This is a genomic window from Collinsella sp. CLA-JM-H32 (assembly GCF_040098165.1).
GTDB lineage: Bacteria > Actinomycetota > Coriobacteriia > Coriobacteriales > Coriobacteriaceae > Collinsella.
In genome coordinates this window covers 52241-67498 of the sequence record NZ_JBBNMZ010000001.1, presented here as the reverse complement: position 1 = coordinate 67498, position 15258 = coordinate 52241, and the positions used below count along the sequence as shown (strand labels likewise).

The 15258-nt window shown below is 62.8% G+C and carries 12 protein-coding genes; 6 read left to right on the top strand and 6 right to left on the bottom strand.

Going from position 1 to position 15258, the window contains the following annotated elements; genetic code table 11:
- Positions 1–9 precede the first annotated feature (9 nt).
- The 5 genes from AAA021_RS00275 to AAA021_RS00255 all read right to left on the bottom strand — a co-directional run bounded on the left by AAA021_RS00275 (position 10) and on the right by AAA021_RS00255 (position 6193).
- A complete protein-coding gene (locus AAA021_RS00275; RefSeq protein WP_349087504.1) occupies positions 10–1809 on the bottom strand; it encodes a Stp1/IreP family PP2C-type Ser/Thr phosphatase in 1800 nt (599 codons plus the stop codon).
- Positions 1806–2222, bottom strand: a complete 417-nt coding sequence (locus AAA021_RS00270) for an FHA domain-containing protein (RefSeq protein ID WP_006235180.1) — start codon at positions 2220–2222, stop codon at positions 1806–1808. Before AAA021_RS00270 ends, AAA021_RS00275 begins: the two co-directional genes overlap by 4 nt.
- A gap of 6 nt (positions 2223–2228) precedes the next feature.
- Complete coding sequence (locus tag AAA021_RS00265) at positions 2229–3242, bottom strand: FhaA domain-containing protein (protein ID WP_195503750.1); 1014 nt, start codon at positions 3240–3242, stop codon at positions 2229–2231.
- Positions 3239–5092 carry a serine/threonine-protein kinase gene (locus AAA021_RS00260; protein ID WP_349087502.1) on the bottom strand — a complete coding sequence of 618 codons (1854 nt, stop codon included), beginning with the start codon at positions 5090–5092 and terminating at the stop codon, positions 3239–3241. Before AAA021_RS00260 ends, AAA021_RS00265 begins: the two co-directional genes overlap by 4 nt.
- A gap of 384 nt (positions 5093–5476) precedes the next feature.
- A complete protein-coding gene (locus AAA021_RS00255; RefSeq protein ID WP_271746831.1) occupies positions 5477–6193 on the bottom strand; it encodes a hypothetical protein in 717 nt (238 codons plus the stop codon).
- 115 nt (positions 6194–6308) lie between these two features.
- Here AAA021_RS00255 and dnaX point away from each other — a divergent pair, with 115 nt between their 5' ends.
- Complete coding sequence (dnaX, locus tag AAA021_RS00250) at positions 6309–8786, top strand: DNA polymerase III subunit gamma/tau (RefSeq protein WP_349087500.1); 2478 nt, start codon at positions 6309–6311, stop codon at positions 8784–8786.
- Positions 8787–8807: 21 nt separating this feature from the next.
- Here dnaX and AAA021_RS00245 read toward each other — a convergent pair whose 3' ends face one another.
- Positions 8808–9281, bottom strand: a complete 474-nt coding sequence (locus AAA021_RS00245; RefSeq protein WP_161178034.1) for a hypothetical protein — start codon at positions 9279–9281, stop codon at positions 8808–8810.
- Positions 9282–9621: 340 nt separating this feature from the next.
- Here AAA021_RS00245 and AAA021_RS00240 point away from each other — a divergent pair, with 340 nt between their 5' ends.
- From AAA021_RS00240 to AAA021_RS00220, 5 genes are all read left to right on the top strand, one after another.
- Positions 9622–9942 (top strand): YbaB/EbfC family nucleoid-associated protein, encoded by a 321-nt coding sequence (locus tag AAA021_RS00240; RefSeq protein ID WP_006235174.1) that lies wholly within the window; start codon positions 9622–9624, stop codon positions 9940–9942.
- A gap of 13 nt (positions 9943–9955) precedes the next feature.
- Complete coding sequence (gene recR / locus AAA021_RS00235) at positions 9956–10552, top strand: recombination mediator RecR (RefSeq protein WP_349087498.1); 597 nt, start codon at positions 9956–9958, stop codon at positions 10550–10552.
- A gap of 245 nt (positions 10553–10797) precedes the next feature.
- A complete protein-coding gene (locus AAA021_RS00230; RefSeq protein ID WP_349087497.1) occupies positions 10798–11703 on the top strand; it encodes a hypothetical protein in 906 nt (301 codons plus the stop codon).
- Complete coding sequence (locus AAA021_RS00225; RefSeq protein ID WP_349087496.1) at positions 11700–13544, top strand: hypothetical protein; 1845 nt, start codon at positions 11700–11702, stop codon at positions 13542–13544. The genes AAA021_RS00230 and AAA021_RS00225 overlap by 4 nt, the downstream gene beginning before the upstream one ends.
- 3 nt (positions 13545–13547) lie before the next feature.
- Positions 13548–14486, top strand: a complete 939-nt coding sequence (locus tag AAA021_RS00220; RefSeq protein ID WP_022094220.1) for an FHA domain-containing protein — start codon at positions 13548–13550, stop codon at positions 14484–14486.
- Positions 14487–15258: the final 772 nt, after the last annotated feature.

Genomic DNA, 15258 nt, shown 5'->3' with positions numbered 1-15258 from the left:
ACTCCCTTTCTAATTCTTATCGGAGGCTTCGGCCTCGGCGGACTGTTCGGCGGTTTTCTCGGAATCTGATTCGGAGGTCGATCCCTGATTGGTGTTGTCGCGAATCGTTTGCGCGTCGATCACCTGGCGGGTCTGCTCCTCGTCGATCTGGTGGCGGTACTTGGATATCGTGTCCTGCGCATCGTCGACACTTGTTTGCGGAATGCCCGCCTTGAGGCGGTTTTGCGTGTCTTCGGGCAGGTCGGACAGCTTGATGCTGGTTTCGCTTTCGAGCCAGTGGAGCTTGAGTCCGAGTGGCTTGCCGGGCAGGCCGCGCCAGACGGCGACATTGCCCTGGTAGGTACCCAGGTAGTACGAGCCGGTGACACCCGTGTAGGCCCAGATGCCAGCTGCCAGCACAAAGACGAGGGCCAGGATGGCGGCGATAGTAACGTTGCGGCGACGCACGCGTTGCGCCTCGCGCATAACGCCATCGTCAACCAGGTCAACGACTACTACGGTTACGTTGTCGTGGCCGCCGGCGGCAAGCGCCGCGTCCACTAGGTTGTCGACGCAGATTTGCGCGGTTGAGGACTGCGTGGCGATGTTCTCGATATCGCTATCGGGAATCATGCTCGAAAGGCCGTCGGAGCACAGGATCAGACGGTCGCCTTCCTCGATATGCAGAGTGAAGTGGTCGGCATACATGGCGGGGTCCGAGCCCAGTGCGCGGGTGATGACCGAACGGTTGGGGTGGACGCGAGCCTCGTCTGCCGTGATCTCGCCGGCGTCCACGAGTTCTTCCACATAGGAGTGGTCGCGGGTCACGCGGATGAGCGTGCCCTCGTGGAGCAGGTAGGCGCGCGAGTCGCCCACGTGGGCGATGGCGAGCGTGTCGTTTTCGATATAGGCGCAAGTGGCTGTGCAGCCCATGCCGGGCTTGCCCAGGCCATTCAAGGCGGCCTCGATTACGGCGGCGTTAGCAGCCTCGACGGCTGCCGCCAGGCGTGCGGCGTCGGCAGACTGAGGAGCTGTCTTGGCGATGGTCTCGACAGCGATAGAAGAGGCTACCTCGCCGGCGGCGTGACCGCCCATGCCGTCGCATACGCAAAAGAGCGGCGACTGCACCAGGTAGGAATCCTCATTGTGCGGGCGCACGCAGCCAACGTCAGAGCGGGCGCCCCACATGAGTTGCGTGGTGGTGCCGGCATCATAGGTCGAGTCGGTCTCGATGCGTTCCTCGGTCAGGGGCTCAAAGCTCATGGTCGACCCGGGGTCTTTGAGCTTGGCCTCAACGGCGGCAACGTCGATCTCTGCTGTGTCACCGGGAGAGACGGTGTCGGTCTCGGCGTTTGATTCAGAATCGCCGGTGTCCGGGGAGCCGGGCTCCTCGGACACGCGGGCGGTCGACTCGTCGTCTTGCGGGCTGACGTCTATAGGCTCGGGCGCCGGCGTAGACGCGGGCGCAACCTCGGATGCCGGGGCTATGGGAAACGCCGGCGCGGCGGGCTCGGGTGCCGCAAACACCGCAGTGCTCTCGTTGATTGCCGCGGCGACGGGCTCTGCAAAGTGAGCCGGCGCCGGGGTTGCTTCGGGCGCTGTGGGCTGTTCCGCAGCATGTGCGCCGATGGGCGCCGCTACGGCATCCTCTTCGTCCTCGTTATCGGCTAGATCCGAAATATCATGCGTTACATGCGAAAGAGGCAGGGAGAACACGGTGTCCTCGGGCTCCACGGGTGCGGAGCCCGCCGGAGCGGCGTGGGCCGGCGCAGCTGTGGCGGCGGCCGGTGCCTCGGTCATAGTTGCGGACTTGTTCTCCTCGTCGATCATCGACGGTTCACCTTCATGACCACGTCGCCAATCTGGACTTCGTCGCCCTCACGCAGCGTCGCGGGCTCCACGAGCTGGCGGCCGTTGACGAGCGTGCCGTTAAGCGAGTTGAGGTCCTCGATGATGAGCGCCGGGCCCTGCAGCGAAAAGCGCGCATGCGAGGCCGAGACGAACGGTTCGTTGATGCAGATGTCCGAAGACGGCGAGCGACCGACGATGACGGGGCCGAGCATGTCTACGTGGATGCCGCGGATACCGCGCGGACCCTTGTCCACATCAATCGTCCAGATAGCCGAGTCGCGGCGCTGCCCGCGCACAAGTCCCACGCCGGTCTTCATGACGGCGAACAGGAAGATATAGAGCAGGGCGACCAGGACGATGCGGCCTGCAAAAAGGACGATATCGATGTTCATAAGCGACTATCCCCTAAATTCAAAGGTACTCAGGCCAAACGTCAGCAGATCGCCGTTGCGCAGCGGGCAGCGCGTAATGCGGCGGTTGTTGACGAGCGTGCCGTTGGTGGAATTGAGGTCCTCGATCGACCAATCCGAGCCCGTAAAGGTGAGCTGGGCGTGGCGGCGCGACACGTTGGGGTCGCGCAGGGCAATGTCGGAAACTGAGCGCTCGCGACCGATGGTCACCTGTGCGGAGGTGATGCTATGGCTCTCGCCGCTCACGACGTCGACGAGCTGGGCGAGCGGGCGCTGCGGGGCGCGAGTGCTCGCCATGTTGGAGGCGATGCCGGCTGCGGCGCCTAGGCCCACGGCGGCACCGGTCGCGGCGGCTCCGCCCATGCCGGCAAGCGAGTCGCGCGAGACGGTCTGCGGCACCGGGATGGGTGCGGCGGCGGGGTCGGGGACGCTAGGCGCGAAGGGGTCTGCCACGGCAAGCGGGTCGGGAGCGGCGGCGCGAGGCGTCGGCTGCTGCTGGGGCATGGCGGCGGGGCGCTGCTGCTGCGGGGCGGCAAACTGCTGCTGGCCGGCGCGCGGGGCGCTGGCGGCACGGCTTGCCGCGGAGTTGTTCTGGCCCAGGCCGTTTTGATAGGCGCGCTCTTCTTCGTACAGGCGGCCGAGCGTGGGGGCATCGACGTTCTCGGCAAAGACCGAGAACTTGCCGGCGCGCAGCTGCGGATCGATCATAAAGCGCACGAGGGGCTCGCCGACAAAGACATAGCGGCGCTTTTCGGCCTGCGCCTTCACAAACTCGCGGACCTCGCGCGAAAGCTCGGGGTAGAACGGGGCGAGCATGGGATCGTCGTCGGCGGCGATAAGGATGGTATAGAGTGCCGGCGCCGTGTTGACGCCGTTAATCACCAGAGTCTGATCCTCCATGTCGCGAGCGGCCTGCTTGGCAAGCTTCTTAAAGGAGAACGGGGCACGGGTGGCACCGAAGATGCCGGCCACGTGGTCCTCGAAGATGTTCAGGAAGTTCACGAAAGATCACTCTCCGTATAGGTTCTTTGGTATCCGAGCAAATATAGGCATATCCCAACGATTATAGAGGATAGGATTCCCGCAACCGCCGCCTTGGCGACGACCGCGGCTGCAAGGCTGGCAATTTCCATATGGTGTGCAAGACAGGACGCCGCTGCGCAGCCGATGCCGGTGACAGCGATGGCGGCGATTGCGGCAAGGTTTGAGCCCTGGTCGGCACGCTTGGCATGGGCATTGAGCAGCGCGGATGACGCTGCGGCAGTTGCCGCGATCAGCCCAAAGGCAGTCCAAAGGAGCGGATCTCCCAGCGCTGCGGCAACGTTACCGAGCCCCAGCACGCCTCCGGCTGAAAGCGCGACCGTGGCCAGACGGGCAAAAAGCGCGCCCATGCCCGTTGCCGCGGCGGCGCTTGCCGGGCCGAGCCAAAATGACGCGACGCCGGCGGCGACCCCAGCTGCCAGGAAGGTATTGCCGGTCAGACAGCCAAGCGCGAGTGCACAGGTGAGTGCGGCGCTCGCGGCAGCCTCGGTGCGACCCCAGGCGATCCACCAACCGGACATGGCGGCGGCAAAGATCACCGCGACGGGCAACATCGACAGGATGCCCTGCGCCTGCATGGTGGCGTTGGCCATGAGCACCAAAAAGCCCACAGCCGAGATGGCCGAGCCAATCTGGGGGGCCAGGCCAGCCGCCGCTCCGATTGCGATAGCCGCAATGACCAGGCCGGGAAGCGCCGCGACCCCGGCCGTTTGCATCAGCAAAAAGCTAAAGGTGCCGCACGTTAGCGCCGAGATAATGCGCATGGTGTAGTCGCGCGCATGGCTCCAGCGCGTGCCCGCCCAGCCGAGTACGGGGTCGACCTCGATGGCGTCGTCCTCGTAGTGCGACGGCTCGATACCGTCGAGCTCCTGCTCGTCATCCGAAAGCTCGCCAACCATTTGCTCCAGGCTGCGACGGCCCTCGCGCACGCTGCCCAGACCGGCAAGGAGCTGGTCGCAAAATGCCTCGATGCTGTTGGGGCGGTCCTGCGGCATGGGGGAGAGCGCGCTCATGAGCGCGCTCTCGGCTCCCGGGGGAAAGTGTGGTATCAGCTCGCTGGGATAGGTGGCGCCGCCGATGATGCGGTCGAGCGAGTCGGCGGGCGTGGCCGCCATAAAGGGAGCGTTGCCGCACAGGCCCTCGTAGATCACACAGGCGAGGGCAAAGACATCGGCGCGCTCATCGACCGTGCCGGTCTCGATATCGAGCTGCTCGGGCGGCATGTAGCCGATGGTGCCGCCGCGTGAGCCGCCAAAGCCACCGGCAGACGACAGTCGCGCCATGCCAAAGTCGGTGAGCTTTACATTGCCCGAGTGGTCGATGAGCACGTTGGCGGGCTTAATGTCCAGGTGGAGTACGCCGTTACTGTGGGCGAAGGTGAGCGCCTGGCCCAAGGCATCGGCAATGGCCGCGGCCTCGTCAAAGGTAAGGGAGTGGCCGTCTACGCGATGCAAAAACTCGGCCAGCGACATGCCATCGACATATTCCATGACCAGGTAGGCATAGGCTGTGTCGTGCGTAAAGTCGATGACCTGCACGATATTGGGATGTTGAAGCATGGCGGCAGTGTGCGCCTCGCGCAGGACATCCATGATGTCGCTGGCGGGCATGCCGGCACCGTTGATAAGGGGGATGCGTTTAATGGCGACGCGGCGGCGCAGGTGCGTGTCGCGGCAGATCTCGATGGAGCCAAAACCGCCGGTCGCAAGTGTCTCGAGCGGCTGGTACCGCTTGAGCAGCTCGCGAGAGCTGGTGCCCTCCAAAGGAACGTCCGGCGAGAACCGGGCGGTATGTTGCGAGAAAAGCGGCATGGCCAACCCTCGTGCGTTTAAAGTTCGTTTGCGAGCGGCGGGCGCGGGACCGAGCCGTTCGCGGTGGCATAGATGCTGCTAGTGTAGCACGCTCGGGTGCATGGGGAGGAAAACGGGGACGGGGCGACATTCTTCTTGGCCCCGTCTTGAGCCGTCCGGAAAATGCATCCCAGTTCTCAGCCAAATAATGGGATGCGCTTTCCCAATGGGGCATACTGCGGAAACTGCATCCCAGAATATTGGCCCAGAATGGGATGCAGTTTCCGAATCGACGCCCAAAGGGAAACCGCATCCCGCTTTGGAACGCCAAAACGGGATGCGGTTTCCGCTGTCAGTCTAAGTTACGCCTAAGCAGGCGGCCGGAGCTTGGGCCCCGTGCTCGGGTTAGCGCTTTTTCTTGTTCTTCTTCTGCTTGCGCTGCTTGCCCTTGGTCTCCTGGGGCTTGTCGCCCTGCTTGGCCTCGACGGCGGCCTTTTCTGCCTTCATCTTCTTGCGTTTGGTCTCGATGCGGAGTTTTTTGTTGATGCGGGCCTTGAGGAAGGGACCGAACTGCTCGGCATCGCCGCGGACAAAGGTGTCCTTAGGGATCGTCACGCCCTGGTCGGCGAACATGGCCACAAAGATGCGCTCGCCGTCGAGCACGTGGTCGAGCTTTTCAAACGGGAAGAACTGTGACTTGCCGCTCTTGCCCCAAACCATCAGGCCGTCCTCGTTGGCGGCGACGCGGCGATAGCGGCCACCCATGGACTCGTCGGCCTCAACGGCGTCGATAAAGTCGCGGGCGAGGGTGTGGTGCAGGTTTTTGCTCCACCAGGCCAAAAAGGCGCCGAACACGATCAGGACGACGCCAAACTTGATCCAGTTGCCGCCGGCCACCAGCATGCCGATGCCGATGAGCGCGGCAATTGCCGCGGCGACATACAGCGAGCCGCGACGCCTGGGCGAGGCGACCAGGCGGGCGAAGTCGGTGACCAGGTCGTTTTCGTACTGGTACTCGTTGAGGTACAGGATGCCGTCGTCGGCTGCGGCCTGCTCCTCGAGCGCGACCTCGACCTGGTCGGCTGCTTCGGAGGGGACGAGGTTGCTCTCTGCGTCTGCCATGCTCTTTGGACTCCTATCGCGGCGGGCTCGCCGTACGGGTATTATGGAATGCAGTATGCCGTGCGACCGCATGGCCGCCGCGGCAACAAGACTCAGTATACCCGGGGGAGCACCCATGGAATCGTTGTACCGAAAGTATCGCCCGCTCACCTTCGACTCCGTGGTGGGCCAGCAGCATATCGTCTCGACGCTCGAGCACGCCATCACCGAGGGGCGCCTGTCCCACGCCTACCTGTTCTGCGGACCGCGCGGCACGGGCAAGACCACCATGGCGCGCATTCTGGCCAAGGCGCTGCTGTGTCGCAATGCCGAGGCGGCGCGCGCCGAGGGTGCAAGCGGCTGCATGCCCGACGGTACTTGCGAGGAGTGCGAGCTCATTGCCGAGGGTAACCACCCCGATGTCTACGAGCTCGATGCCGCCTCCCGCACGGGCGTGGACAATGTGCGCGAGGAAATCATCAACTCCGTCAACTTTGCCCCGGTGCGCGGCAAGTACAAGATTTATATCATCGACGAGGTCCACATGCTCACAACGGCGGCGTTTAACGCGCTGCTCAAGACGCTCGAGGAGCCGCCGGCACACGTGATCTTTGTGTTGTGCACCACCGACCCGCAAAAGATTCTGGAGACCATTCTCTCACGCTGCCAGCGCTTCGATTTCCACCGCATCGGCAACGAGGATATCGAGCATCGCCTGTCTTACGTGTGCGAGCAGGAGGGCTTCGATTACGACGACGAGGCACTCGCCATTGTGGCGCGCCATGCCAAGGGCGGTATGCGCGACGCGCTTTCCACGCTGGAGCAGCTGAGCGTCTTTGGCAACGGTTCTGTGCATGCGGACGACGCCCGCTCGCTTTTGGGCGAGGTTTCGGACCAGATCCTGGGCGAGTTTTCCCGCGCCATTGCCGATCGCGATGTTGCCGAGCTCTATGGACTGATCCGTGCGCAGGTCGAGGAGGGCAATGACCTGCTGGAGCTGACGCGCGACCTGGTGGCGCATGTGCGCGACGTGTACGTTGCCTGCGTTGCCGGTGCCCGTGCCGAGCTGTTTGAGGGCGGCTCCGAGCAGGCCGAGGCGCTTGCTGCCGAGGCCGCTGCCTTTGGCGAGCATCCTGCCGACCGCCTGGCCCGCGTGCTGACGGTGCTCGACGATGCCGCACTGGAGATGAGGGGCGCGAGCGACGTGCGCCTGGTGCTCGAGATTGCCTGCACGCGTCTGGCGCGTCCCGAGGCCGATTTAACGATTGAGGCATTGGCCGAGCGCGTGGCACGCCTGGAGGCCATGATTGCCAACGGCGCCGTGCCGGCGAGCGTGGCTGCTGCTCAGGCCGCCGCGCCTGCAGCATCCGTACCCGCTGCTGCCCAACAGCCGACGCTCATTTCGGGCGCTCGTGCTGCCGCTCCGGCGGCATCCGCTGCCCCCGCTGCTACGTCCGCGCGCCAGGGCGGTATGCCTTGGGACCGCGGCGCTGCTGTTCCGGCTGCCCAGCCTGCGACCAAGTCCGCGGCTCCTGCGCCGGCGCCCAGACCTGTAACGCCTGCACCTCAGCCCGTTGCGGCTCCGGCTTCCGCGCCTGCTGCATCGACCGTGTCGGTGTCCAAGCCCAACAACGCCGCCCAGGTTGCCGCCGCCGGTGCTGCCGAGACCCCCGCGGTTGAGGACGCCGGCGAGCTCCAGCGCAAATGGGCCGAGGTCGTCGAGCGCGTCAAGGCTCGTCAGGCCTCCTACGCAGGGCTTTTGCTCAACGCCCGCGCCACGGCCGACGACGGCTCCAAGCTCACGGTCTCGTTCCCCGCGGGTTCGACTTTTGCCATCAAGATGCTCGGTCGCGCCGATACGCAGTCGGTGGTCCTGCCGACGGTCTGCGCGGTCTTCGGTCGTCGTACCGTCGACTATGTCCTGGATGGGGGTGGCACGCCGGCTCCTCAACATGAGGAGCATTCTCCATCTGCACGGGCTGCGGTATCTGCGGACCCGCAACCCGTGTCCTCGGTGCCCCCTGCATCCTCGAGCGCCAGCGCGACGCAGCCAAAAGCGGCGCCGGTAGCGGCACCGACCCCGTCGGCGCCTGAACCCGCTGCGCCCAAACCGGCTGCTCCGATCCCCGCGCCCAAGTCCGCTGCCGCGCCTGCGCCCAAGTCATCTGACCTGGCCAAGGCCCCTTGGCTGCGCTCCGACAACCCTGCCGGTGCTCCTGCCACGGGCAAGCTCCCGACCGAGCCCGCGCCCCGAGCGCCCGAGCGCGCGTCCGTCCCCATGGCTCAGCCGCCTGCGCAGGCTGCGCCATGGGAATCCGAGCAGGTGCCCTACGACGATGCTATGGTCGGTGGTTTTGCTGCCGATGCCGGCGGGGACAATCTGCCCCCGTTCGACGTGCCGGGTGCGGCGTCCGCGACCAAGGCCGCTGCTGTGGCACCCGCAGCCTCTGCAAACGACGACGTCCCCGCCGCTCCCTGGGAATCCAATCCCGGTGCTGGCAGCCCCTTCGGCCATCAGGGCGCAGCCCCGAGCATCCCGCAGACCGAGGACGAGGCCAAGGCCCTCATCCGCAGCGTCTTCGGTCAGTCCACCATCTTCAAGCCGGTGGAGTAACCGTGCGGGCGGGTATGCTGCTCAAGAAGAGATCTCTTTGCCCGGGCGCATCTGTATTTCGGACATGTGCAACGTGGTGCCGCGTATGTCGCATTTGAGCAGACAGGTGCGTGACGGTCGGCCTAGGATGCTGAGGTCGATACGATACGTCGCATGGCTGTCCGTGTACTCGACTTGCTCGGCGTTAATGGTTGCTCCGATTGCCAAATAAACGCCTAGCTCGGCATCGACAATCTTGAAGTCCTTTATCTTGACCTTGAACTCTTGATAGAGGGACGGGCTGTTGTAGTAGACGGTTCGGGTTCCGTCGGTGCACTCATCGGTCGTCTCCCATTTGACGACGGGCTGGTCCGAGCTGGCTATCAGCAGTTCTGCTCCAAAAGCTATGGCATGGGTGATGACAACCAGCAATGCCCAGCCGACAAAGAGATAGAGAACCACATATGCAACGGGGTGTTTTGAGCGGATGTTTTGGAGCGCGTTGGGGGCATTCATGGGGCACCTCCAAATTACTATCTATGGCAATCAAATTATACCTCGCCGTCATGAGCGCCGCCTCGAGTAGTGGCTCGGCATTTAGCCATTTAGTGGTACGCATTAAATGTCGGATTCCGGCTCTACAAGATTTAGCTTTAAATATTATGCAGATGCGAATTATTCAACTTTGCATAATCTATGGGTGCGGCTTGCGCTCCAGGACATGTATATCGACTGAGGTAACACGTCCGCCCCGCTTGCTTGCCCCGCGCCGTGGTACGATTTTTGAGTTTGAAAGTCCCGCCGTGCTCCGGCTGCCCTTGCAGCTCGGCGTGCGGCCGCACGTAAAGGAGCCATCATGGCCGGTATGAACATGCAGCAGATGATGAAGCAGGCTCGCAAGATGCAGGAGCAGCTTGCCGCCGCGCAGGAGAACCTCAAGTCCCAGACCGTCGACGCCTCTGCCGGCGGCGGTATGGTCAAGGTGACCGTTAACGGCGAGATGGAGCTCGTCAACCTCACCATCGACCCCGATGCGCTCGATCCCGAGGACGTCGATATGCTGCAGGACATGATCATGGCTGCCGTCAACGAGGCCGTCCGCGGCGTCAACGAGCTCGCCAACAAGCAGATGGGCGCCATCACCGGCGGCCTCAACATCCCGGGCATGCCGTTCTAAGACACGCATATATATGAGTGCGAATCACAGTCTGCAAAAACTGCTCGATGAGCTGGGCCGTCTGCCGGGCATTGGTCCCAAGTCGGCCCAGCGCATCGCCTATTACCTGCTCGAGGCCGATGCCGAGGAGGCCCGCCGCCTGGCCGAGGCCATCCTGGAGGTCAAGCAGGAGGTCCACTTTTGCAGCCGCTGCTTTAACTACGCCACGGCCGACGAGTGCTCCATCTGCCAGGACCCGATGCGCGATACCACTCGCATTTGCGTGGTGGGCGAGCCGCGCGACGTCCAGGCGATCGAGCGCACGGGCAGCTACCACGGTCTCTACCACGTATTGAGTGGCGTGATCAGTCCCATGGACAAGATTGGTCCCGAGCAGTTGCACATCCGCGAGCTGCTGGCGCGTCTGGGCCACGAGGATATCCATGAGGTCATCATCGCCACCAACCCCAACATCGAGGGCGAGACCACGGCGAGCTATCTGGCCCGTACCATCAAGCCGTTGGGCGTCGAGGTGTCGCGTCTGGCAAGCGGCCTTCCCGTGGGCGGCGACTTGGAGTATGCCGACGAGCTTACGCTTGGCCGTGCCATCGAGGCCCGTCGCGCGATTTAGGTGGCGAGCCTGCTCCTGCCATATGTTTTCCTCGCGACGCACGGGGTAGTCATAATTTCCCCGTGCGACTGTGAGTTTGTTGTGCAACAAAGATGCTTCGTATCCGCTTATCGCATGGATGCTTCCGCTCGCATCCTTAATTTGCCCATTCGTTGCGCAACCTTTTGGGTTCGCTGATACACTCAAATATGGATTTGAATGAATGCGCCGCTTCTGAGCGGCGTGTTTTTCTTGGAGGAGAACGCATGCGGCCCGGTGGCACTCAGACAAAGCGCGGCGCCGCGGTGCGCATGCGACGCCGACTGGGCTTGGCGCCGCGGGCGTACGCACTGCTGTCCTGCTCGCTGGTGCTGGTCATAGCTGGCGTTTCTGCCTATGGCATGACCGTGCCGTCCATGATGCAGGCGCATGCCGCACGCGAACCGCGCGTGGGGCATGAGGTCAAAAGTGATCTGGGCACCACGACTGGATATGCTTGGGCAAGTGTGGTCGGGCATATTGTGTTTGGCACTGACGATGCGGACGGCGCCGAGGCCCCGGACAACGAAGTCACGCTTGCCAATGGCAAAACCATCGTGCTCACCAACACCAAGATCATCGATCGGTTGTCCAACAATAGCGTGGCGGCAACGGTGAATAAGGTCGAGCAGCAGAAGGAGCAGGACGCCCAGCAGTCCGGAAAGCCCGGTAGCTCGGATACTTCTGGCTCCGGCTCGAATTCGTCGAGTTCGAGCGGCGGCTCTGGGTCGGGCTCCTCTACCGGAGGGTCTGGAAATGGCGGCTCGACGGGCGGCAACACTGACAACGATGCAAACTCCGGTGGCCTTTCCGCTGCTGAGGAAGAGAGCATTCACAGTTGGCTTGTGACCAAGTACAACATGCTCGACGGCTACGTTTCTCGTGCCAATGACGTGGTCTCGACCTATAACTCTACGGGAGATCCCAGGCCGTGCGACAGCCTGGTCGGGGAGATGTTTGTCATTCGAGCCGAGTTCGGTCGTCAGACATTCTCGCCCCGGTCAAAGTGGTATCAGCAGTATGCCAATCTGTGGGGCTGTTACACCAACCTATGTCAATGGGTCGGCCATTACGGCGATGATGACGTCGCACTCGGTAACTTCAACAATAACGTGGCGGCGCTTGCCCTATGATGACCGATCTTGCATCCACCACACCACAATCGCTCGGTCGCGATCCCATGGTCGGCCTGCGCCTGGCGCGTGTCGACGGGTTTGAGCCGGCCATTGCGCTCGGTCAGGACGAACTGCCTGCCTATCTGCGTCGTTTTACGATGCTGTTTGCCGACGATGCCACCATGCGCCGTGGCGGTATCGGCCGCGTGACGCGTGCCGTCAACGCCCAAGGCGAGGCCGTGGCACTCAAGCAGCTCATCTTGCCGACGCGCGATGAGTTTGACGACGATGCCGCTCACGAGGCGCTGGTCGCCAAGTTCAAGGCGGCGTTTCGCGAGGAATACGAATGCCATCGCGCCCTTTCGGGCCTTAAGGGCTTTCCCCGCCTCTATGGCTGGGGCGAGGTCGACGGTGTGCCTGCAATTGTCATGGAATGGGTCGAGGGCGAGACGCTTGCCCGCTTGCGTTCGCGACTCGCCGTGGACGATGCCGGACGCCTGTCGCCGCTTGTAGCGGCGCGTCTGGGTCGCGACCTGTTCGATCTGCTCTGCCGTATGAGCCTGGTGGGTGAGGGCTTTGTCCATCGCGATATCTCGCCCGCTAATATTATGGTGCGCACGGCGCGTCTACCGCTTGACCGGCAGCTTGCCGAGGGCACCTTTGACCTGTGCCTGATCGACTTTGGCTCGTCGCTGGCGCTTGAGCCTGCGTCGGCCGTGGCCGGTACCGGCGGCAAGGCATCCTTTACCGAGCGCTATGCCACGCTGCGTCGCGCGACGGTTGCCTATGCCCCGCCCGAGATGCTCACCGACGATATTCCCGACCTGCGCGCTTTGCGTATGTCGCCGGCGATTGACGTCTATGCCGCGGCAAGCACGGTTTACGAGCTCATTGCCGGCGTCGCGCCATACGAAGCCGCGCCGAGCACTTCGGGCACCTCGGGTTCGCGCAAAAAGACGCGCGACATCGCGAGCCCCTACCGTCTCAAGATGGACACGCGGCCCGGCTATCCCATTGGTGCCCATGCGCCCGGTTGTGATTTGACTCAGCTGCTTCGTCGTGAGCCCGATGTGGCGCTCGCCGCGGCCGAGCAGGCCCAGCAGCTAGGGCTTGAGCCGGATTCCGAAGAGCTACGCGATGCGCTGGCGTTTGTCGATGCCCAGCTGTTCGACGTGGTGATGGCCTGTCTGTCCAGCCATCAAAAAGATCGTCCCGAGCCGGCGGCGGTCGAGGCGGCGCTCTCGGCGTTTTGTGACCACTATGCGCAAAATGTCGGTCGTTCGCTCCGCGGCGAGCCGCTCACGCCGTGCCCCATGGATGCATCCGGCCGCGCGGTTCGTCGCACGGCGATGATCGGTGCGGCGGTCGTTTGCAGCGTGGTTTGGGCTGTGGTCGTGGTTTCGGCCGCGCTGCTGGCGTCGGGCGCCCGCGTGACGGCGACTTTGGGATCGCTCGTGTGGTCTGGGTCGCTACCGGGTATTATTGCCGCACTGGCGTTGGCACTGCCAGGCATAGCCGGCGTTGTCACGGGGGCATTTGCGCGCAATCGGCGCTCGGGGTTCCTGCAGGGTGTGCTTGCGCTTTCTGCCTGCGAGGTTCCGGTGTTGGTTGTGGCTGCATGTAGCGTATTTTCCCAACGCGCCGTGATGGGCGGCCTTGTTGCCGCTCTGGTTGCAACCTATACGCTTACGTGGTTTTTGCTTGCGATGGGCTTTGCCTTTGAACTTCCCGTTTCGGCACCGCGACGCACAAAAGCCCAGATGGCGACTCCGCTTGCCGGTGGAGCCGCAGCTGCCCGTACTTTTGGCGGACCTGTCGAAGTATCGTCCGATTCTATTTCTACGACCAAGGAGGCCTAGGTCATGGCATCTCAAGTTGAGCTCACCCCATGCGGGGCCATGTTTGACATCTTTAAGCGCGCAGCGCATCTGAGCCATATCGAGCTGTGCGGCTTGGTGCTTTCGTCCCGTCCGCTCGCCGACGGCCGCAGCCCGCAGAGCCGAGCCGCCGATCGCTCTTGGGTTTCCCGCTTTATCGTTCGCGCGCCGGTCGGCACGCTTCAGCAGCGCTACTTTGCCGAATACGGTACCTCGGCTGCGCGTATTATGTCGCAACTGGCCCTGCGCCAGCGCAATCCCATGGACTCCACGGCTGTGATCAATATGGTGTGCGGTCCTGCAGGTGAACCGATGGTACGCGCGCTCGAAGAGTGCCACCAGGACACGAATCTCTATCGCAACGCGCTCGATCGCCTGTCCCAGGCGGCGGAACTCATGCCCGCCGAGCGCGCCGAGGCCGTGCTGGTGCTGTTTGTCGCCGTCGGTTGTTCGGCGGATGTGCGGTCCTCGGTGAACTATGCCATCGACTACGCGCACGCGACCTGTGGCGGAGGCACATCCACGCCGCGTTCGCTTGGCATGTCGATGACCGCGGGCGAACGCGAACCCGCCCCGGCGCACCCCTTGGGCTTGCTGCGCGTACAAAACAGTTTTGTCGTGAGCGCCCCGCGCTGGATTCAGCCGAGTGAGCAGGGTGTTGAGATTGGCGCGCTGGCCACTGGCGAGGGCGATATTACCGACGTCGGCGACGATGTCTCGGCCCGCCATGCCCATATCTGGTGCGATGCTCAAAATATCTGGCACGTCGAGGACTTGTCGTCCACCAACGGAACCGTGGTGGTAAACGGGGCCACGCGCGTCTGCATTCAGGTCGAGCCCGGCCGTTCCGCCCAACTCAATCCCGGCGACGAGCTCAAGCTCGGCGAATCCACTACCTACGCCATCCTCTTCGGTGCCCTCTAGCCGGCAGATAGGGACGTTTCTTTTCTGCCGGCACTTGGGGACACTCCTCGGCGCGCCAGAGCCAGTCGCCCGGGGATGGAGGGGCCATTTTGGCCCTTGGCGGTCAGTCGGGGCGAAACTAGAAGATCTTTCCGATTCGCGGCTGTTCATGCTTGTAGAGCATCTAAAACAATAGGATGTTATTCTGGAATATGCCGGGTGCGTGAACTTGCCTGTCTTAGCCTTAATAAGGTATAGGGGAGTTTGGCTCAGGGGTTCCGTCTTGTTCTTCAGCGCAGTATTGTGGGACAGATTTGCTGAGATTGGCGCCTTACACCGCAGAGCGCACGGAAGGCTCTCGATTTGTGTTCTGGCCCCAGAATACAGGGCCTGATACTTACCAACTGTGGCATGGATGTAACATCTGTAGAAATCAACCCTTTTGTTGTCGACCTTTGTAAGAAAAACACTGCCATCAACTCTTTGGATGACGAAACTAGGGTGCTTGAGGGGAGCCTTTACTCCCCTCTGAGAGATGACTCATGTTTTTCGCTTGTCGTTGTGAATCCTCCGTTACTGCCGATTCCGGATGAGATTCCTTATCCCTTCGTTTGAGATGGAGGACAATCGGGTCTGGATAAAACACTTCGTATTCTTAAGGGTGGCGATACGCATTTAGAGAAAAACGGTAAATACTGCTAATAGGGGTGACGACGATGGTGCAGGGGCGACCCGCGATGCTCTCATCAATACGTCGGATACTTGGGAAATCAGGTCTAGATGCATGTATGAT

Bases quoted from the DNA above. Each gene is read 5' to 3' on its own strand.
- AAA021_RS00240 (WP_006235174.1), top strand. From the start codon at position 9,622: ATGGCCGGTATGAACATGCAGCAGATGATGAAGCAGGCTCGCAAGATG.
- AAA021_RS00245 (WP_161178034.1), bottom strand. From the start codon at position 9,281: ATGAATGCCCCCAACGCGCTCCAAAACATCCGCTCAAAACACCCCGTT.
- dnaX (WP_349087500.1), top strand. From the start codon at position 6,309: ATGGAATCGTTGTACCGAAAGTATCGCCCGCTCACCTTCGACTCCGTG.
- AAA021_RS00220 (WP_022094220.1), top strand. From the start codon at position 13,548: ATGGCATCTCAAGTTGAGCTCACCCCATGCGGGGCCATGTTTGACATC.
- AAA021_RS00255 (WP_271746831.1), bottom strand. From the start codon at position 6,193: ATGGCAGACGCAGAGAGCAACCTCGTCCCCTCCGAAGCAGCCGACCAG.
- AAA021_RS00275 (WP_349087504.1), bottom strand. From the start codon at position 1,809: ATGATCGACGAGGAGAACAAGTCCGCAACTATGACCGAGGCACCGGCC.
- AAA021_RS00230 (WP_349087497.1), top strand. From the start codon at position 10,798: ATGCGGCCCGGTGGCACTCAGACAAAGCGCGGCGCCGCGGTGCGCATG.
- AAA021_RS00260 (WP_349087502.1), bottom strand. From the start codon at position 5,092: ATGCCGCTTTTCTCGCAACATACCGCCCGGTTCTCGCCGGACGTTCCT.
- AAA021_RS00270 (WP_006235180.1), bottom strand. From the start codon at position 2,222: ATGAACATCGATATCGTCCTTTTTGCAGGCCGCATCGTCCTGGTCGCC.
- recR (WP_349087498.1), top strand. From the start codon at position 9,956: ATGAGTGCGAATCACAGTCTGCAAAAACTGCTCGATGAGCTGGGCCGT.
- AAA021_RS00225 (WP_349087496.1), top strand. From the start codon at position 11,700: ATGATGACCGATCTTGCATCCACCACACCACAATCGCTCGGTCGCGAT.